The organism is Marinicella meishanensis (assembly GCF_019931145.1).
Taxonomy (GTDB): Bacteria; Pseudomonadota; Gammaproteobacteria; order Xanthomonadales; family Marinicellaceae; genus Marinicella; species Marinicella meishanensis.
Genome location: NZ_JAIOUV010000007.1, coordinates 129,944 through 149,847, shown reverse-complemented (window position 1 = coordinate 149,847; position 19,904 = coordinate 129,944). Strand labels below are relative to the sequence as shown.

Annotated in this window: 16 protein-coding genes; 13 read left to right on the top strand and 3 right to left on the bottom strand. The window is 52.1% G+C overall.

Annotated elements, in window-relative coordinates; genetic code table 11:
• Position 1: 1 nt before the first annotated feature.
• The 9 genes from sufB (at position 2) to K7G70_RS12950 (ending at position 10,583) form a co-directional block, all read left to right on the top strand.
• Positions 2 to 1,486 carry a Fe-S cluster assembly protein SufB gene (gene sufB, locus K7G70_RS12990; RefSeq protein ID WP_223789085.1) on the top strand — a complete coding sequence of 495 codons (1,485 nt, stop codon included), beginning with the start codon at positions 2 to 4 and terminating at the stop codon, positions 1,484 to 1,486.
• Positions 1,486 to 2,226 (top strand): Fe-S cluster assembly ATPase SufC, encoded by a 741-nt coding sequence (sufC, locus tag K7G70_RS12985; protein ID WP_223789084.1) that lies wholly within the window; start codon positions 1,486 to 1,488, stop codon positions 2,224 to 2,226. The genes sufB and sufC overlap by 1 nt, the downstream gene beginning before the upstream one ends.
• Positions 2,207 to 3,388 (top strand): SufD family Fe-S cluster assembly protein, encoded by a 1,182-nt coding sequence (locus K7G70_RS12980; protein ID WP_223789083.1) that lies wholly within the window; start codon positions 2,207 to 2,209, stop codon positions 3,386 to 3,388. The genes sufC and K7G70_RS12980 overlap by 20 nt, the downstream gene beginning before the upstream one ends.
• Positions 3,382 to 4,584: an aminotransferase class V-fold PLP-dependent enzyme gene (locus K7G70_RS12975; RefSeq protein WP_223789082.1), complete on the top strand. Its 1,203-nt coding sequence runs from the start codon at positions 3,382 to 3,384 to the stop codon at positions 4,582 to 4,584. Before K7G70_RS12980 ends, K7G70_RS12975 begins: the two co-directional genes overlap by 7 nt.
• Complete coding sequence (gene sufU / locus K7G70_RS12970; protein ID WP_223789081.1) at positions 4,585 to 5,031, top strand: Fe-S cluster assembly sulfur transfer protein SufU; 447 nt, start codon at positions 4,585 to 4,587, stop codon at positions 5,029 to 5,031.
• Positions 5,032 to 5,055: 24 nt separating this feature from the next.
• Complete coding sequence (locus tag K7G70_RS12965) at positions 5,056 to 5,901, top strand: BPSS1780 family membrane protein (RefSeq protein ID WP_223789080.1); 846 nt, start codon at positions 5,056 to 5,058, stop codon at positions 5,899 to 5,901.
• Positions 5,873 to 6,430 (top strand): thioredoxin family protein, encoded by a 558-nt coding sequence (locus K7G70_RS12960; RefSeq protein ID WP_223789079.1) that lies wholly within the window; start codon positions 5,873 to 5,875, stop codon positions 6,428 to 6,430. Before K7G70_RS12965 ends, K7G70_RS12960 begins: the two co-directional genes overlap by 29 nt.
• Positions 6,431 to 6,440: 10 nt before the next feature.
• A complete protein-coding gene (gene parE, locus K7G70_RS12955) occupies positions 6,441 to 8,324 on the top strand; it encodes a DNA topoisomerase IV subunit B (RefSeq protein ID WP_223789078.1) in 1,884 nt (627 codons plus the stop codon).
• Between the two features lie 72 nt (positions 8,325 to 8,396).
• The gene (locus K7G70_RS12950; protein WP_223789077.1) at positions 8,397 to 10,583 is read left to right on the top strand and encodes a putative bifunctional diguanylate cyclase/phosphodiesterase; all 2,187 of its coding nucleotides are present in this window, start codon (positions 8,397 to 8,399) and stop codon (positions 10,581 to 10,583) included.
• A 23-nt stretch (positions 10,584 to 10,606) separates the two neighbouring features.
• On the opposite strand, the gene K7G70_RS12945 is transcribed toward K7G70_RS12950, so the two are convergent.
• Genes K7G70_RS12945 through K7G70_RS12935 form a run of 3 tightly spaced genes read right to left on the bottom strand, consistent with a single transcriptional unit; the run spans position 10,607 to position 13,093 of the window.
• Positions 10,607 to 11,629: a threonine aldolase family protein gene (locus K7G70_RS12945; RefSeq protein WP_223789076.1), complete on the bottom strand. Its 1,023-nt coding sequence runs from the start codon at positions 11,627 to 11,629 to the stop codon at positions 10,607 to 10,609.
• 12 nt (positions 11,630 to 11,641) lie between these two features.
• Positions 11,642 to 12,763, bottom strand: a complete 1,122-nt coding sequence (locus K7G70_RS12940) for a Card1-like endonuclease domain-containing protein (protein ID WP_223789075.1) — start codon at positions 12,761 to 12,763, stop codon at positions 11,642 to 11,644.
• 36 nt (positions 12,764 to 12,799) lie between these two features.
• Positions 12,800 to 13,093 (bottom strand): hypothetical protein, encoded by a 294-nt coding sequence (locus K7G70_RS12935; protein WP_223789197.1) that lies wholly within the window; start codon positions 13,091 to 13,093, stop codon positions 12,800 to 12,802.
• On the opposite strand from K7G70_RS12935, the gene carA reads away from it, so the two are divergent.
• The 4 genes from carA to recJ are packed head-to-tail and all read left to right on the top strand — an operon-like array spanning position 13,084 to position 19,635.
• The gene (gene carA / locus K7G70_RS12930; RefSeq protein WP_255590055.1) at positions 13,084 to 14,166 is read left to right on the top strand and encodes a glutamine-hydrolyzing carbamoyl-phosphate synthase small subunit; all 1,083 of its coding nucleotides are present in this window, start codon (positions 13,084 to 13,086) and stop codon (positions 14,164 to 14,166) included. The two genes, K7G70_RS12935 and carA, sit on opposite strands and share 10 nt — an antisense overlap.
• Entirely contained in the window at positions 14,159 to 17,371 is a 3,213-nt protein-coding gene (carB, locus tag K7G70_RS12925; RefSeq protein ID WP_223789073.1) for a carbamoyl-phosphate synthase large subunit, read from the top strand. Before carA ends, carB begins: the two co-directional genes overlap by 8 nt.
• Before the next feature lie 38 nt (positions 17,372 to 17,409).
• The gene (greA, locus tag K7G70_RS12920; protein WP_223789072.1) at positions 17,410 to 17,886 is read left to right on the top strand and encodes a transcription elongation factor GreA; all 477 of its coding nucleotides are present in this window, start codon (positions 17,410 to 17,412) and stop codon (positions 17,884 to 17,886) included.
• A gap of 21 nt (positions 17,887 to 17,907) precedes the next feature.
• Entirely contained in the window at positions 17,908 to 19,635 is a 1,728-nt protein-coding gene (recJ, locus tag K7G70_RS12915) for a single-stranded-DNA-specific exonuclease RecJ (protein WP_223789071.1), read from the top strand.
• The last annotated feature ends 269 nt before the right edge of the window (positions 19,636 to 19,904 follow it).

Sequence of the window (19,904 nt, the reverse complement as noted above, 5' to 3'; positions counted from 1 at the left end):
CATGAAGCAAAACACAGACAACCCAGCGGCGGCTGCGGAAGAACCCAATCGAGTGGTCAAAGACCGGGCCCGAAAAAAATACAAAGAAGGCTTTGTGACCGACATTGAGTCCTATACCATACCGCCTGGCTTGGATGAGGACACCATCCGCTTGATTTCGGCCAAGAAAGATGAACCACAGTGGTTGTTGGATTATCGCTTGGATGCCTTTCGCAAGTGGCAGAACATGCAGCAGCCTGAATGGGCCAAGTTGAACATCCCACCGATTGATTTTCAGGCCATTTCCTATTATTCATCACCCAATGCCAACAAGGAAAACGCCCCCAAGTCTTTGGATGAAGTGGATCCTAAATTGCTGGAAACCTATGACAAGCTGGGTGTGCCACTGCATGAACGTGAACGCTTGGCCGGGGTGGCGGTGGATGCGGTGTTTGATTCGGTGTCGGTGGGCACCACCTTCAAAGCCGAACTGGAACAGGTGGGGGTGATATTTTCCTCGTTTTCCGAGGCGGTGCAGGATCACCCGGAATTGATCAAGCAATACTTGGGTTCGGTGGTGCCGGCTTCAGACAACTACTTCGCTGCTTTAAATGCGGCGGTGTTCAGTGATGGCTCATTTGTCTACATCCCCAAAGGGGTGCGCTGTCCCATGGAGTTGTCGACCTATTTTCGCATCAATGCCATCAACACGGGCCAGTTTGAGCGCACCTTGATCGTGGCCGAAGCCGGTTCATACGTCAGTTATCTGGAAGGCTGTACCGCACCAATGCGCGATGAAAATCAGTTACACGCAGCGGTGGTGGAGCTGGTGGCCATGGACGATGCCAAAATCAAATATTCCACGGTGCAAAATTGGTACCCGGGTGATGAAGACGGCAAAGGGGGCATTTACAACTTTGTCACCAAGCGGGGTAATTGCTTGGGTAAGAACTCGAAAATCTCTTGGACTCAAGTGGAAACCGGTTCGGCCATCACCTGGAAATACCCCAGTTGTGTGTTGCGCGGTGACCATTCCAGTGGTGAGTTTTATTCGGTGGCTTTGACCAACAACCACCAACAAGCCGACACCGGCACCAAAATGATTCATTTGGGCAAAAACACCAAAAGCACGGTCATATCCAAAGGCATTTCAGTGGGTAAAAGCCAAAATGCCTACCGCGGCTTGGTGCGGGTGGCCAAGAAAGCCGATCATGCCCGTAATTTCACCCAATGTGATTCCCTGTTGATTGGTAAATCCTGTGGTGCCCATACCTTTCCCTACACCGAATCGGCCAACATGACGGCCAAGCTGGAACACGAGGCGACCACGTCAAAAATATCTGAAGACCAATTGAATTATTGCTTGCAACGCGGCATCACCGAGGAAGACGCCATCTCCTTAATTGTTGATGGGTTTTGCAAAGAAGTGTTCAAAGAATTACCCATGGAGTTTGCTGTGGAAGCAAAAGCCTTGTTAGACATCTCATTAGAAGGAGCCATCGGCTGATGTTAAAAATTGACCAAGTGGTCGCCAATGCCGGCGACAAAGAAATCCTTAAAGGTTTGAACCTGACGGTGAAACCCGGTGAAGTGCATGCCATCATGGGGCCCAATGGGGCCGGTAAAAGCACCCTGGGTAACTTACTGGCGGGCATGCCGCATGTTGAGCTGACCAGCGGCAGCGTTGAGTACATGGGCAAAAACCTGCTGGAGCTGGAGCCTGAAGAGCGGGCCGCCGAAGGGGTGTTTCTGGCCTTCCAGTACCCGGTGGAGATTCCCGGTGTGAACAACATGTACTTTTTGCGCACCGCCTTGAATTCTCAACGCAAATACCGTGGTGAAGAGCCGATGGATTCGGCCCAATTCTTGCGCATGGTGAAACAAAAGATCAAAGATTTGAACATGCGTGATGATTTGCTTAAAAGGCCGGTGAATGTGGGTTTTTCGGGTGGCGAGAAAAAACGCAATGAAGTGTTTCAGATGGGCGTGTTGGAACCCAAATTGGCGATCTTGGATGAAACCGATTCCGGTCTGGACATCGACGCATTGAAAATCGTCGCCGATGGCGTCAATCAATTGCGCTCACCGGATCGTTCGTTCATCATCATCACCCACTACCAACGGTTGTTGGACCACATCCAGCCAGACTATGTGCATGTGTTGGCTGATGGCAAAATCGTCAAATCCGGTGACAAGGGTTTGGCATTGGAATTGGAGGAGCAAGGCTATGGCTGGCTCAATGAGTGAGGCGATGACGTGGTTGGGGCCAGCAGAGTCAGGCCAATCATTGCCGGCTGGGGCGCCACAATGGCTGCGCGACAAACAGCAAGCGGCCATTCAGCAACTGTCATCGATGTCGGTACCGCACCGCAAAATGGAAATCTGGCGTTATGCCGATGTCAACCGCCTGCAAGCCCAAATGACTGCTGAAAATGCGCCTGAGTTACCCACACCGAATGCAGTCGATCACACCGTGATTGTGGTCAGCCAGCAGGGTATCCAGTGGCATTCGGATCAACCCGATTGGTTGACCGTTGAACCGATCAGCCAAATGGCCGCGGCTGATTGGCAAGACGTGCAGCCACAGGCACATCCAAGCGAACAGGGCATGGTGGTGTTGAACCAAGCTGGGCTGCATGGCGGGGTGTTCCTGGTCGTGGCCGCAGAACAAACCAATCCAGCCCATGTGGTTGAGTTGATTTATGTGCATGAGGGCGAACATTGGCTTAATTTGAGGAACCAGTTCAAACTGGCCAGCAACTGTCAGGTCACCATCAAGGAAACCCATGTTGGCGATCGCATCAACCTGGTGTCGCATTGGGCTGTGGGGCCAGGGGCTCAGGTCAAACGTGAAGTCACATCGCGGCTGCAGCCAGAGGCCATGTTGGTGCAATTCGATCACATGGAGTTGGCCGATGGGGCTGACGTGCGGGCCATGCACCAGCGCAGCAATGGCGCGCTGCAGCACCACCAAAGGCAAGTCCAGTTTGCAGGAGTAGGGGCAAAATACGTTTCTGGATCAATAAATAAATCCATATTAAACAATAATATATGCGATATTGTTAATGTGATTCATAATCAAAAAAACAACCGCTCAGAAGTCACCCACCGATCGATCGCCAAAGACCAGTCACAAATTTTCAACAACGCCAGGGCGTTGGTGGCCGTGGGTGCCGATCAATCAGAGATCGAACAGGACTTGAAGAACATCCTGCTGTCAGCAGACGCCAAAATTTTCAGCAAGCCAGAATTGGAAGTGTATGCCGATGAGGTGGTGGCGGCCCATGGTTCGACCATTGGGGCATTGGATGAGCAGTCGCTGTTTTATTTGCAATCGCGAGGCATTGAATTGACCCAAGCCAGAGAAATCATGATCGAGTCATTTGAACAAGAGGCCCAGGTATGTTGAGAGATCAGTTTCCTGGATTGAACAACCAGGTCCATGGCAAGCCGTTGGTCTATCTGGACAATGCCGCCACGGCCCAACGGCCCCTGGCCGTATTGGATGCGGTCAATGGTTATTACCTGCACCACAATGCCAACATCCATCGCGGGGTGCACGCCATGAGTGAATCGGCCACCGAGCTGTATGAGCAGGCCCGTGGCTCGCTGGCGCGGCTGATCAATGCGCCGTCACCCAAGGACCTGATCTTTGTGCGGGGTTGCACCGAAGGGGTCAATTTGGTGGCCCAGACCTTTGTTCGCAGTCGCCTCAAAGCCGGTGATGAAATCCTGATTTCACATTTGGAGCACCACTCCAACATCGTGCCATGGCAAATCCTGTGTGAGCAAACCGGTGCGGTGTTGAAAGTCATCCCGATGAATGAACAAGGCGAGTTGGTGTTGGATGATTTGGACCGATTGCTCAATGCCCGCACCAAGTTCATGTCGGTGGTGCACATCTCCAATTCACTGGGGACCATCAATCCGGTTAAAAAACTGATCAAGGCGGCCCATGACCAGGGCGTTCCGATCCTGGTTGATGGTGCTCAAGCCGCACCACACATCAAAGTGGATGTGCAAGATCTGGACTGTGACTTTTATACGGTCTCTGGGCACAAAATGTATGGTCCAACTGGCTCAGGTGTGTTGTATGGCAAAGCCGAACACCTGAATGCCATGCCACCTTATCAAGGTGGTGGCGAGATGATCAGCAAGGTCACTTTTGAGTCCACTGTGTACAACGCGGTGCCGGCCAAATTCGAAGCCGGTACGCCAAACATCGCTGGCGGCATTGGCCTGGGAGCCGCTGCTGAATTCATGCTGTCGGTGGGGTTGGAGCGCATTGAACAGCGTGATCATGAACTGCGGATCTACACCGAACAGGCGCTGCAACAAGTAGACGGTTTGCGCATCATCGGTACCGCAGCACAAAAGTCACCGGTGTTTTCCTTCGTGATTGACGGCGTCCATGCGCATGACATCGGTACCATCATTGACCATTATGGGGTGGCGGTGCGCACCGGCCATCATTGCACCATGCCCATCTTTCAATTTTTTGGGTTGGCTGGCAGCTGTCGGGCTTCATTGGCGTTTTATAATACTGAACAAGAAGTGGATGTTCTGGTAGAATCCCTGCTCAAAGCAAAAGCCATGTTTGCCTGAATGAGCGACCTGAATCTACTGTACAAACAAGCCATCCTGGAACACAACCGAAACCCGAGGAATTTTGGCAAACCTGACGCTTGGACTCACCATGCCGAGGGTTTGAATGCCATTTGCGGAGATTTGGTTGAAGTCTATTTGACCATCAAGGATGGCGTGCTTGAAGCGGTCCATTTCGACGGTGAGAGTTGTGCCATAGCCACCGCTTCGGCATCGATGATGACCGAAGTGACCACCGGCTTGTCGGTGGCCCAATGGCAAGCCCGCTTTGCCCAGTTCAAACAAATGATGGACAAACGCAGCCAAGACCAAACTTTTGCTGAATTGGGTCAGGTCAGCACCCTGGTCACGGTGAAAAAATTCCCTTCCAGAATCAAGTCCGCCACCTTGTGTTGGTATGCGGTGGATGCCGCCATCCACGGCCGGCCGACAGCCACCACCGAATGAATTTGCGCCAGATGACCAGTAAAGATGAGTGACAACATCCCACAATTCAACCCACAACCCTTCACCTGGAAACACGGCAAAGGCTGGTTTGACGCCGGTATTCAAATCTTTTTACGGGTCAAGAAACAATGGTTTGTGGCCTGCATTTTGGTGGGTTTGTTGATGGTGCTGGTCGGCGGCATCAACCCCCAGTTGATGTCGGTGGCGATGGTGTTTGTGGCACCGGTGTTGACCGCCTATATGATGAATTGTTGTCGTTTGGCTGGCCAAACCGCCAACCCAACCAGCACTGGCTGGCAGGCCGTCGGAGCCCAATTGGCACCACTGCTGGTGTTGGGGGTGTTGTCAGGCTTGTTGAGCGTGTTGTTCAGTTATGTCCATGATCAAATCCTGCTGGCCTATGGCCTGCCGGTGGTGTTAACCGAAGAATTGGTGAAAAACATGTCTGGCCGAGAATCCTTGTTCAGGGCTTTGCTGAGTCTGTTGACCCAATTGCCGGTGGTGGTGGCTTTGGCTTTTGCACCGGCCTTGATTCTGTTTCACCAGACCCTGCCGTTCAAGGCCATGCAGTACAGTGCTGTGGCCGTGCTGCGGACCTGGAAGGCCTTTATGGCATTGACCTTGCTGTTCATGTTGTTGTTTTTTGCCATCTTGATGGTGGCCAGTTTGTTGTTCTCATTGATGATGACTTTGGCCGGGGGCATCCATGCCATGATGATCAATGTGGTGGTGCTGTTTTTATTGGTGACCGCCGGTGGCATGGGGTTGGGTGCCCAATACCAGGCTTACACCGAAGTGTTTGTGACAGAAGACGAGCCTGATAAGCCAAACGGAAATGATGATGGGACTGAAGTATACGCCGAAATTTAACGCCACAAAGGCCCCTGACTTTGATTTGTTGGGGGTGGACGGTGCCCGCTGGAACCTGGCCAAAGCCATGGGGCCGAAGGGCTTGGTGGTGATGTTCATTTGTAATCATTGTCCTTATGTGAAATCGATTCAGACTGCTTTGGTTAAAGACAGCCAGGCCTTGATTGACATGGGTATTCATGTGGTAGGCATCATGTCCAATGACACCACCCAATATCCGGCAGATGACTACCCAAACATGCAAGCAGTGGCCGCACAAATGGGTTATCCTTTTGCTTATTTATGGGACGAAACCCAAGCCGTGGCCAAAGCCTATGGTGCCGTGTGTACGCCAGACATATTTGCCATGGACGCCACCGGGATCATCCGCTATCGAGGTCGTTTGAACGCAGCCGGAATCAATGACCAGGCCACTGATTTGCGCCGTGACTTGCTGCTGGCGATGCAGGAAATGATCGAAACCGGTATTGTGAACAGCGAACAACACCCTTCCATGGGTTGTTCAATCAAATGGAAAGAACAGGAGTGACGAAGCACCGATGACCAAAACTTACCAATCATCAGACATTGAGGTGTTGTCAGGTCTGGACCCCGTTAAACGACGTCCAGGCATGTACACCGAAACCTCAAGACCCAACCACCTCATTCAAGAAGTGGTTGATAATTCCGTGGATGAGGCCTTGGAAGGCCATGCCAGTAAAATCGCTGTGACCTTGCATACCGATGGCAGCATCGAAGTGGCTGATGACGGCCGGGGCATGCCGGTGGATGTGCATCAGGAACACGGCGTCACCGGGGTTGAATTGATCTTATCCAAATTGCATGCCGGCGGCAAATTCTCCAACAAAAACTACACCTTTTCCGGCGGTTTGCATGGGGTGGGTGTGTCGGTGGTGAATGCCCTGAGTGAGCGCTTGGATGTGTGGATCAAAAGAGATGGCAAAGAACACCACATTGCCTTTGAACACGGTGACAAAGTCAGCGACCTGCAAGTGGTCGGTCAAGTGGGTCAAAAGAACACCGGCACCCGGGTCCAGTTCACCCCAGCTGCTGAGTACTTTGACACCACCAAAGTGGGGGTGAGAAAACTCAAGCACCTGCTCAAAGCCAAAGCCGTGCTGTGTTCTGGTCTGACCGTGCAATTCAATAACAAACTGGATGACAGCAGCGAGTCATGGCAGTACCAGGATGGCTTGCAGGAATACCTGTTGGACGCCATCGAAGTCGAAGAAAAGGTACCGCAAGCGGGATTCATTGGCCACCACCAAGATGAAGACTTTGCTGTTGATTGGGCCCTGACCTGGATCCCCCAAGGTGAATTGGTCACCGAAAGTTATGTGAACCTGATCCCCACCGCCCAAGGCGGCACCCACGTCAACGGCTTGCGCACGGGTTTGACCGAGGCCATCCGTGATTTTGCCGATGCCCACAACTTGCTGCCCAGGGGCCTGAAACTGGCGCCTGATGACGTCTGGGACCGGGTCAGTTATGTGTTGTCAGCCAAAATGAAAGACCCGCAGTTTTCCGGGCAGACCAAAGAACGGTTGTCTTCCCGGTCGGTGGCCTCTTATGTGGCCAACAACGTCAAAGACGCCCTCATCTTGTGGATGAATCAGCATGTGGCAGAAGGTGAGCAAATTGCCATGATTGCCATCAACAACGCACAAAACCGCTTGCGCAAAGCCAAGCAAGTGGTGCGCAAAAAAGTCACCACCGGCCCGGCTTTGCCAGGTAAATTGGCCGACTGCAGTTCTGAGGACCCCATGCAGGGCGAGCTGTTTTTGGTGGAAGGTGACTCGGCCGGTGGTTCGGCCAAACAAGCCCGTGACCGAGAGTTTCAGGCGATCATGCCGCTGCGAGGAAAAATTCTGAATTCGTGGGAAGTGGAGTCCAATCAGGTCATGGCATCGCAAGAAGTCCATGACTTGGCGGTGGCCATCGGGGTGGATCCTGGCAGCACCGACTTGGCGGGTTTGCGTTACGGCAAGATCATCATTTTGGCCGATGCGGATTCTGATGGTTTGCACATTGCGACCTTGTTGTGTGCCTTGTTCTTGCGGCATTTTGAGCCGGTGGTGCGGGCCGGGCACATTTTTGTGGCCATGCCGCCATTGTTCCGCATTGATGTGGGCAAAAAGAAATTCTATGCAGTGGACTCCAGCGAACGCGACCAAATCCTGCACCGCATTGAACGGGATAAAATGACTGGCAAGGTCAGTGTCACACGTTTCAAGGGCTTGGGTGAAATGAACCCCAGTCAATTGCGTGAAAGCGCCATTGCACCGGACACCAGAAGGCTGTTGCAATTGTCGGTCAACGCCGGTGACAACACCCATGGAATCATGGACATGCTGCTGGCCAAAAAACGCGCGGCTGAACGCAAATCCTGGCTCCAGGAAAAGGGTGATTTGGCGGTGTTGTGATGCCGATAAAGCATTGTTTTGTCGGTACCTACATGCTATGCTTTGACGGGCAAACCAACTCAGGGCGCATGCTTGACGGAACCTAATCCACAGAATCAAAAACAATCCAATATCGGCACTGTTTTCATTGCGCTGATCTTGTTTGGTTTATCGATCGCCATTGCTTTTTACGTGCAACACCAACAATATGGCGTGTTGCAACAAATCCTCAAAGGACAAGCCGAGCGCACCGAAAAACGCTTGATTCAAAGCACCTTCGATTTGATGGCCGACCTCAAGGCCATGAGCAAACGCTGGGTCAAAGACAACAACACGCCAGAAGCCAACTGGCGTTCCGATGCCAATGACTTCATCGAACGCATTGAAGGGGTTGATTCCATTTGGTGGGTCGACGCCGATTTCAACAGCCAGTGGTCAGAAGGCTATTTACAGAACCACAGTTCACGGAGCACCGAAGTGCTGCAAGACGAGGACGTGGTATTGAAATTGATCCGTTCCAAAGAGAATTTTCAACCCGAAATCACCCACACCTTTTTCTACGACGACGGCCATGTGGTGTACATCTTTCAACCGATTGGCCAAGGACAAAATTTTGCCGGATTCCTCGGCATAGAGGTGCATGTCAAAGAATTCATCGACCATTTATTGGGTGATCCGGCCAACTCCGGCCATTACACCAAAGCCTATTCAAGCCAGGATGTGGTGTTTCAAAATGGCCCAACTTTGACCGATGATTCCTATTTGGAATTTTTTGAATTAAACCTGGACAGTGACAGCAATGGCTGGGTGTTCAAAGTTTATCCGACCGAGTCGTCATTGGCGCTGATCATTTCACCGATGCCTTATTTCATTGCCGGCGCTGGCTCCTTGATTTCGTTGTTGTTCATGCTGACCCTGATGTCGCGGCAAAAAGCCCAAAACAAGTCAGCCCAACTGGCCAATGAAATCAGTGAGAAGGAAAAGGTCCAGTTTGAGTTGGAATACCTGGCCAACCACGACACCTTGACCCATTTGCCCAACCGCCATTACATCACCAATTTCATTGAAAAGCGGGTCAAATTCTCCCAAACCAGCCAACAGAAATTCACCATCTTGTTCATCGACCTGGATCATTTCAAAGACATCAATGACACCCTGGGCCACGCTGTGGGTGATGAAATGCTGAAAAAACTACCGGTGTTGTTCAACCGGGTGTTTCGCCATGATGACGTCATTGCCCGCATGGGCGGGGATGAGTTTGTGGTGTATTTGCCGGGAGAAATGAGCACCGAGCACGTGACCAAACTGGTTAAACGGTTCTTGCAGTCGCTGGAATACCCCATTCAAATTGATGAACATTTGATTCGTTTGACTGGTAGTGTTGGGGTGGCATTTTATCCGCAGCATGGTTCCACCGTCACCGAGTTGTTGTCGCATGCCGATGCCGCCTTGTATCGGGCCAAAGATGAGGGCCGCAACACCTTTGCCATCTACGATTCTGAGATTGAACAGAAAGCCAAAGACCGCATTCAATTGATCGCGCGTTTGCATTTGGCCAAGGACAACGAAGAATTTGAAATGCACTTTCAGCCGCGATACAACCTGAAAAACAACACCGTATGTGGGGCCGAAGCTTTGTTGCGCTGGAACCGCAATGGGGCGGTGATTGAACCGGTGGAGTTCATCAATTTATTGGAAGAAACCTCGTTGATCATCCCGGTTTCCTGGCGCATGCTGGAATCCAGTTGTAAGCAGTTCGTGAAATTGTTAGAGGCCAATCCTGAGCTGATCATGTCATTCAATGTGTCGGCCAAACAACTGGAGCACCCTGATTTTCTGCACAGGTTGAAAACCACCTTGTCCGAAACCCAGTTTCCACCAAGCAATCTGGAACTGGAACTGACCGAACAAACCCTGATTCAGAACGTAGAAAACAGCCAATACATTTTGAGCGAGGTCACGCAACTGGGCATCGCCATCGCCATCGACGATTTTGGTACCGGTTATTCTTCATTGTCTTACCTGAAAAATTTCCCGGTGGATGTGCTGAAAATCGATCAATCATTCATTCGGGACATTGACTCGGACAAGGATGACCTGGAGTTGGTGCGGACCATGATCACCATGGGTAAAAACCTGAACATCACCACGGTGGCCGAAGGGGTCGAAAATGAGGCCCAACTGCAATTGTTGCGGACCGAAGACTGTGACCAGGTGCAAGGACACTATTTCAAGACCGCGATGAAGTTCTACGACTATTATCAGTTGGTCAATTCCTGACTGCACGCCATATGGCGCCTCATTCAACCATGGGCCTTGATGGCCGTCACCAATTGATTCACTTGTTCTGTTTGGGTGGCGTGCGAGAATACCAAGCGGATGATGTCATCGGATCCGGGCCACACATGAAACTCAAAGCCTTGCTGTTGCAACGATTCAATCATCGCCAGTGGTAAGCGACAAAAAACTTCATTGGCTTCAACGGGGTGAATGAATTCCACCGCCCCAGTGGTGCCCTGATGGAACTGCTGGGCCATTTGATTGGCGTGTTGGGCCAATTGCAACCACAAATCATCTTGCAAATAAGCGCACAGTTGCGCACTGACATAACGCATCTTACTGATCAAATGCCCGGCCCGCTTTCGCAAGCGCTTGATCTGTTGGGTGAGTTGAGGGTTGAACACTATCAGTGCCTCGGCCATCATGGCACCGTTTTTGGTGGCGCCGAATGACAGCATGTCAATGCCAGCTTGCCAGGTCATGGCTGCCGGTGAGCAGCCCAGGGTGCTCAGCGCATTGGCGAAGCGGGCCCCATCCATGTGCAGGGCCAAGCCATATTTGTCCTTGATGGCTTGTAGCTGGCGCAATTCATCCAGCGAATACAAGGTGCCAGATTCGGTGCATTGGGTGATGCTGATGACACTGGGCAAACATTCATGTTCGCCATGGGTGCCAGTGCCTGCCAGATAACGATCCAAGTGCGGCAAATCGATTTTGCCATGGGCGCCAGGCAAAGGAATCAGCTTGGCCCCAGCAGTGAAAAACTCCGGGGCACCGCATTCATCGGCATTCAGGTGCGAATGTTCATGACACAGGATCGAGCCATAAGGTGGACAGGCCAAAGTCATGGCAATCGAGTTAGCGGCGGTGCCGGTGGTCAACGGCAACACCTCACACCAGGTTTCAAACAATTGCTGACATTGCTCAGTGAATTGTTCACTGTAAGGGTCGTAGCCATAGGACTCGGTGAATCCTTGGTTGGCGTCCAGCAATGCCTGCATGATGGCTTGGTGTACGGGGGCTTCGTTGTCACTGCGAAAATTCATGGGGTTCCTATTTTATGATTGGTCAATGAAACGGTACAGGTGTTGTTGCAGGTTTTTCAGCTGGGTGTGAGAGCAACAATAAATGCCCAGGTCCCGGGCCCGGGACAAGGTATATTTGTTCAGCGGCTGATAGCTGACCAGCATGGCCCGACCGGACAGGCCGCCGGTGAGGGATTTGATGGTGTCCAGGCGATAAATGGCCGAACTGGCCGCGGCTTGGTCGGTTTTGCCGTGGGTGAAGCGCCGGGTTTTGCATTCAATGATGTGCAAGCGGTTGTGGATGATGGCCGCCACATCCAATTCATTCTTGACCGTGCCCTGACTTCTGACGATGGTCATGCCTTTGGCCAAATCCGCCAACTGCGGGCGGTTTTTTCGCATCCCAAACAACAAAGAAAACACATGGTTTTCCAACCAGCCACCGTTGCAGTAAAAACGGCTTTCGGTGCTGGCAAACTTGAGTTTGCGACCGCGTATGGTTAATTTGCCAGCCGCTTCAAAGCGATCGAGTAACTGCTGCAGGTGGTGGTTGCGCAACAACCCCGAATCCAACTGATAGCGGTGGTCGGCCGAGGCCGAACTGGCCATGTAATTGAGGCTGCCTATGGCCTTGTCCATGGTACCCAGTTGCGAGATGATCCAATTGGTTAAATCACGGGAGGCTTCTGGCTCCGGGGTGTTCTGGCCTTGTTCGATGACTTGGGTGTTGAACGACTTGAGGTATTCCTTGAGCTTGATGTGATGGCCCATGTGGATGTCTTCATGGGTGTGTTTGGTGTTCAACCAGGACAGTTCGTCGGTGAATTTGTCGACCAAAAACACCGGATAGCCATAGGCGGTGAATTGTTCAAAAGCCAACAACAACAATTTGCTGTAACCACTGGAGGCGTTCAGTTGGATGTCATCTTGTTGGTGATGTTCGATCAACGCCGCCAGCTGTTCACGGGCCAGTTGGGTGTCAAATTCAGCCACCCTGGTGTGGCATTGTATGCCCCGGGCCTGGATGGCCGATTTCAAACCACTGATCTCATCATCTGCATGGTGCATCAAAACCACTTGATCGGCTTGTAATTCGATGGCAGCGCTGAGAATACCGGCATGTTGCGGGTGATAAAAGGCCAAATGAATTTTCATCCCAGCATTATATGACAGATTCAGTTTGGGTTCATGTCAACGTGAGTTTGGACCGGTATTTTTCAGCAGCAACCCAAGCCCTGCTTGGGCTGCTTGTGATGGCCCACAAAAAAACCACTTACTGGTTGGTGTTTGTCGGGTACTTGGGTTACAATTCGCTTTCAATTCGATCACAGTAAAAAGTTGGTTAACGCCAGCTTTTTTTACGCCTTTGAGAGTTGAGCACAGTGTCCAAATTAAACCAAATATTGTTCCCCCCGAGTCATCAAACTCCAGCCATTTTGGCTTTGGAGGATGGCACCATTTTTCACGGACAAGCCATGGGTTCATGTGGTGAAGCCACGGCTGAGGTGGTGTTCAACACCGCCATGACTGGCTACCAAGAAATCTTGTCTGACCCTTCTTATGCCGGGCAAATGGTGACTTTGACCTATCCCCACATCGGCAACACCGGCACCAACCAAGCCGACAATGAATCGGCGGCCATTCATGCCAAAGGCTTGATCGTCCGGGATTTGCACCTGGTGCCCAGTAATTGGCGTGATGAGGCCGATTTGAACAGCTATTTGCAACAACACCAAGTGGTCGGCATCAGTGGCATCGACACCCGTGAGCTGACCAATTTGCTGCGCCTGAATGGTTCCATGAATGGCTGCATCATGAGCGGTCATGACATCAATGAAAATGAAGCCGTGCAGCGGGCCAAGAAATGCCCCAGCATGGCGGGCAAAGACTTGGCCAAAGAGGTCACCTGTGCCACCGAATACGCGTGGTCTGAAGGCACCTTTTCCTTGGCCGAAAACCAAGCCACCAGGCCGGCAGCAAACCGCTTCAAGGTGGTTTGTTACGACTTTGGGATCAAACGCAACATCTTGCGAATTCTCAAGGATTTGGGTTGCGATTTGACCGTGGTGCCGGCGCAAACACCCGCGGCTGAAGTGTTGGCGATGCATCCCGATGGGGTGTTTTTGTCCAATGGTCCCGGAGATCCGGCGGCCTGTGATTATGCAGTGGCGGCCTGTCAAGAGTTGTTGGCCGCAAAAGTACCTTTGTTTGGCATCTGTTTGGGACACCAAATCATGGCCCTGGCTTTGGGGGCGCAAACCATGAAGATGAAGTTTGGTCACCACGGCGCCAACCACCCGGTGGCAGACAATGCCAACAGCACGGTGTTGATCACCAGTCAGAACCACAACTTTGCGGTGGCCGCTGATGGCTTGCCAGACAGCTTGACCGTCACCCACCAGTCACTGTTTGATGGCAGCATTCAGGGCATCAGCCACCAACAGCAAGCGGCTTATGGCTTCCAAGGCCACCCAGAAGCCAGTCCTGGACCGCATGAGGCCAAGCAATTATTCCAACCGTTCATCGACGCCATGCAACAGGAGAAAAGCCGTGGGTAAAAGAACAGACATCAACAGCATCCTGGTGTTGGGCGCCGGTCCCATTGTGATTGGCCAGGCTTGTGAGTTTGATTATTCAGGCACCCAGGCCTGTAAAGCACTGAAGGATGAAGGTTACCGGGTGATCTTGGTGAATTCCAATCCGGCCACCATCATGACCGATCCGGAAACCGCTGACAGCATTTACATCCAGCCGATCAACTGGCAAACCGTGGCGCAAATCATTGAGCGCGAAAAACCCGATGCCTTGTTGCCCACCATGGGTGGCCAAACTGCCTTGAACTGTTCACTGGACCTGGTCAGTCAAGGGGTGTTGGAACGCTTTGGGGTGGAGATGATTGGCGCTTCTCGTGAAGCCATTGACATGGCCGAAGACCGCGAACAATTTCGTGAAGCGATGGAAGACATTGGCTTGGAATGCGCCAAGTCATACATTGTGCACAACATGGACGAAGCCCGCGAAGCGCAGCAACACATCGGTTACCCGGTGATCATCCGGCCATCATTCACCCTGGGCGGTACCGGTGGTGGCATCGCCTACAATTTGGAAGAATTTGAATCAATCACCGCCGAAGGCCTGAAGATGTCACCCACCACCGAAGTGTTGTTGGAAGAATCGCTGCTGGGCTGGAAAGAATATGAAATGGAAGTGGTGCGTGACAAAGCGGACAATTGCATCATCATCTGCTCGATTGAAAACTTGGATCCGATGGGGGTCCACACCGGTGATTCAATCACCGTGGCACCGGCCCAAACTTTGACCGACAAAGAATACCAGGTGATGCGTGATGCTTCATTGGCTGTGTTGCGCAAAATTGGGGTTGAAACCGGCGGCTCCAACGTGCAATTCTCGATCAATCCAGACAACGGTCGCATGATCGTGATCGAAATGAATCCACGGGTGTCGCGTTCTTCGGCCCTGGCTTCCAAAGCCACGGGCTTTCCAATTGCCAAAGTGGCTGCCAAATTGGCCATAGGCTACACTTTGGATGAATTGAAGAATGAAATCACCGGTGGGGCCACCCCGGCGTCATTTGAGCCGACCATTGATTATGTGGTCACCAAAATACCTCGATTTGCCTTTGAAAAATTCAACAACAGCGTGGATCGCCTGAGCACCCAAATGAAATCGGTCGGTGAAGTGATGGCCATTGGCCGCACCTTCAACGAATCGTTACAAAAAGCCCTCAGGGGTTTGGAAACCGGTAAATCCGGACTTGACCCCAAGGTCGATGCCCAACAACTGGCCGAAGGGTTTGATTTGGTCAAAGAAATCCGCGAGCCCTCTTCAGAACGCTTGTTTTATGTGGCCGATGGTTTCCGCCATGGCTTGGATGTGGCAAAAATTCACCAAATTTCCAACATCGATCCTTGGTTTTTGCAGCACATCGAACGCTTGGTGCAGATTGAAGCCGCCTTGCAAGAAACCGAACTGGCAGACATCACCGCGGCGCAAATGATGCAGTTGAAACGAGAAGGATTCGCGGATGCCCGACTGGCGACCTTGATGGACGTGGATGAAGCGGCGGTGCGTGCCCATCGCTTGGCCATGGACATCAAGCCGGTGTTCAAACGGGTGGACTCGTGTGCGGCCGAATTTGAGGCGCCGACTGCCTATTTTTATTCGACCTATGAGACCCATTGTGAGGCCAACCCCACCGACCGTGACAAGATCATGATTCTGGGTGGCGGCCCCAATCGCATCGGACAGGGCATTGAGTTTGATTACTGTTGTGTGCATGCTTCGCTGGCGTTGAAAGAAGCTGGCTTTGAAACCATCATGGTCAACTGCAACCCCGAGACTGTATCCACCGATTATGACACTTCGGATCGCCTGTATTTCGAATCTTTGACCTTGGAAGACGTGCTGGCGATTGTGGCCTTGGAACAGCCCAAGGGCGTGATTGTCCAATACGGTGGCCAAACCCCATTGAATTTGGCCGAAGACTTGGCCCAAGCAGGGGTGCCGATCATCGGTTCTTCACCCGAATGTATTGACCGCGCCGAAGACCGCGAACAATTCAAAGCCATGCTCGACAAATTGAACCTGAGACAGCCACCCAATGGCACCGTCACTTCGGTCGAACAGGCCGCGGCGGTGGCCGATAACATAGGCTTTCCATTGGTGGTCAGGCCTTCCTATGTGTTGGGTGGTCGGGCCATGGAAGTGGTTCATTCCCAGCAGGATTTGTTGCGCTACATGACCGAAGCGGTGCAAGTTTCCAATGACTCACCGGTGCTGTTGGATCGCTTTTTGGATCACGCCATTGAAGTCGATGTCGATGTCATTTGTGACGGCTCCGATTTCATGGTTGGCGGCATCATGGAACACATCGAACAGGCGGGTGTGCATTCGGGTGATTCGGCCTGTTGCATCCCGCCTTTCACCTTATCGGCTGAGCTGCAAGCCGAGTTGTCCCGACAGTGTGAACTGATGGCCAAAGAACTCAATGTGGTGGGTTTGATGAACACCCAGTTTGCCATCCAAGGTGAGGACATATACATTTTAGAGGTCAACCCCAGGGCTTCACGCACGGTGCCTTTTGTGTCCAAAGCCTCTGGTTTGCCGTTGGCCAAGATCGCGGCATTGTGTATGGCTGGCATTAGCCTGGCCGAGCAGGGTGTGCGACCACGACTCGACTTGAACCACTATTCCATCAAAGAGCCGGTGTTCCCTTTTGTGAAATTCCCCGGGGTGGATCCGATTTTGGGTCCGGAGATGCGTTCCACTGGTGAGGTGATGGGCATTGGTAAATCCTTTGGTGCGGCGGTGGCTGCTGCCAAATTGGCGGCCAATGTGTTCATGCCCAGACAAGGCAAGGCTTTTGTCAGTGTGCGCGAAGCCGACAAACAGAAATTGATTCCCTTGGCCAAACAGCTGCGGGCATTGAATTTTGAGTTGGTGGCCACACATGGTACTTGTGACTTGTTGCGAAAAGCCGGGCTGTTTTGTGAAAGTGTTAACAAGGTGATTGAAGGTCGCCCACACATCGTGGACCGGATCAAATCAAAAGAAATCGACTTCATCATCAACACCACAGAAGGGGCGCAAGCGATCGCCGATTCGGCATCCATCCGCAAAGAGGCGCTGAAACAAAGCATCAACTACAGCACCACCATTGCCGGCGCAGCCGCCACGATTGCGGCCTATGACTATTTGAACCAACAAGAAATATATGCATTGAAAGAACTGCATGAACACTGAATGACATGGGTCATTCATCAACTGGATAGAAGAACAACATGAACAGAGCTCCGATCACCCTGAAGGGTGCTGAAATGCTGAAAGCCGAATTGAAAAGGCTGAAAACCGAAGAACGCCCCAAAATCATTGATGCCGTGGCCGAGGCCAGGGCCCATGGGGACTTGAAAGAAAATGCCGAGTACCATGCGGCGCGTGAACAACAATCCTTCACCGAAGGGCGCATTGCCGAATTGGAAGGCCTGATTGGCAACGCCCAAATCATCGACGTGTCGAGTTTAAATGTGGGCGACAAAGTGGTGTTTGGCGCCACTGTGGTGCTGGAAGAAGAAGCCAGTGGCGAACACGTCACCTACCAAATTGTGGGCGATGCCGAGGCCGACATCGATGCCGGCAAAATTTCCATCAGCAGCCCAATTTCCCGGGCTTTGATCGGCAAAAGTGTAGACGATGAAGTGGCAGTGCAAGCCCCAGGTGGTGAGATCACCTACTTCATTGAATCCATCCAATACGTCTGATCGGACGTGCGGTCAGGGCTGATGACCTCAGCGAAACTCATTCGTCGACCCAGCCCTGACACCGAATTGGCCGGTGGCGAACACCTGCACCCATTGATCCAACGCTTGTATTTGACCCGTGGCATCACCGATTATGCCCAAGTCAATTACCAACTCAAACACCTCCACCATCCCAGCGGCTTCAAAGGCATCAAGCAGGCGGCCGAGCAGATTTGCGATGCCATGGCCCAGCAACAACGCGTGGTGGTGGTTGGCGATTTTGATGCCGATGGCGCCACTGCCACTGCGGTGGTGATTCGGGCGTTGCGAGCAATGGGTGCTGAGCACCTGAATTTCTTGGTGCCCAATCGCTTTGAGTATGGCTATGGTTTGACCGTTGAGCTGGTGGCTGAGTTGGTCAAGCTCAAAGCCGATCTGGTGATCACGGTTGATAATGGCATTTCTTCATTGCGCGGGGTGGATGCGGCCAACCAAGCCGGCATGTCGGTGATCATCACCGACCACCATTTACCCCCCGATGAATTACCGGCCGCCGCGGCCATCGTCAACCCCAATTGCGCCGACGATGGCTTCCCCAGCAAAGCCCTGGCCGGCGTGGGGGTGGCTTTTTATTTGATGACGGTGGTGAAACAAGAGCTGTCACAGCGCCAATGGTTTGAGCAGCGGTCCCTGCCTGAGCCGAATCTAACGACTTTGCTGGACTTGGTGGCCTTGGGCACGGTGGCCGATGTGGTGCCATTGGATGCCAACAACCGCATCCTGATCGATGCCGGTTTGAAACGGATCGCGCAAGGCAGTTGTGTGATCGGCCTGTCGGCTTTGTTTACCGTGGCTGGCTGTCAGCAGGCCAGTGCCGATGCCAATGCCTTGGCCTTTTACATCGCGCCACGGTTGAATGCCGCCGGTCGCCTGGAGGACATGGGCATCGGCATCAATTTATTGCTCACGGATGATCCCGCAGAGGCTCGGGTTTTGGCGGCACAATTGCACGACATCAACCAACAACGCAAAGCCATCCAAGCCGACATGCAACGGTTTGCGGATTCGGTGGTGGCACAACTGAAACAACGGGCTGAATTGCCCCCGGCTTTGTGTCTGTTTCATGAAAACTGGCACCAGGGTGTGGTGGGCCTGTTGGCTTCCAAAGTCAAAGAATTCACCCACCGCCCGGTGGTGGCGTTTGCCCTGGAAAGTGCTGAATCCGATCGGGTCAAAGGTTCAGCCCGCAGCATCCAGGGTTTGCACATCCGCGATGCTTTGGTCAATGTTTCGACCCGGCACCCAGAATTGATTGAGCAATTTGGTGGCCACGCCATGGCCGCAGGACTGACCATCAAAAAGGCCAAACTCAAAGACTTCAAACAAGCGTTTGCTGAAGAGGTGGCACTAAGCCTGACGGCAGACTTGAAACACCGCACCATCCACAGCGATGGCTCGGTCGCCACCGAAGACTTGTCTTTGCATGTGGCTGAGTTGATTCAACAAGCCGGTCCCTGGGGGCAGCGCTTTGAACCGCCGCTGTTCGATGATTGGTTCATCATCAAGCAAAAGTCATTGGTCGGTGACAACCACACCAAACTCACCCTGCAAACCCCCGATCAACAAAAGCAAATCGCAGCCATTGCTTTTAACCGCCACCCCAATGATTTCCTCGAACCCGAACACCGCATGCACCTGTGTTATCAAATGATGGTCAACGAATTTCGCCAAAAACGCAGTTTACAATTAAAAATTGATCACATCTTGTGAGTCATAAAAACATGACAATGGGGTGGCCAGTGGCTCCTTTTGATGTCATAATCAATACAGAACCGCACAACAAAACACCATAATCAAGGTTCCAGGCGTGTCTCAGCAGGCCGCATTCCATTCCCGATCCCATAACCAATTTTATGAATGGTTTTTGTGAAACGGCACACAAATTATTCAATTAAAAGTGTAAACCATTGAAAATTAATTGCTTCGTGGTCAAAATAATCTATAGTTTAATTGCAATTGACGGCCCTTAAAGGGCGAAA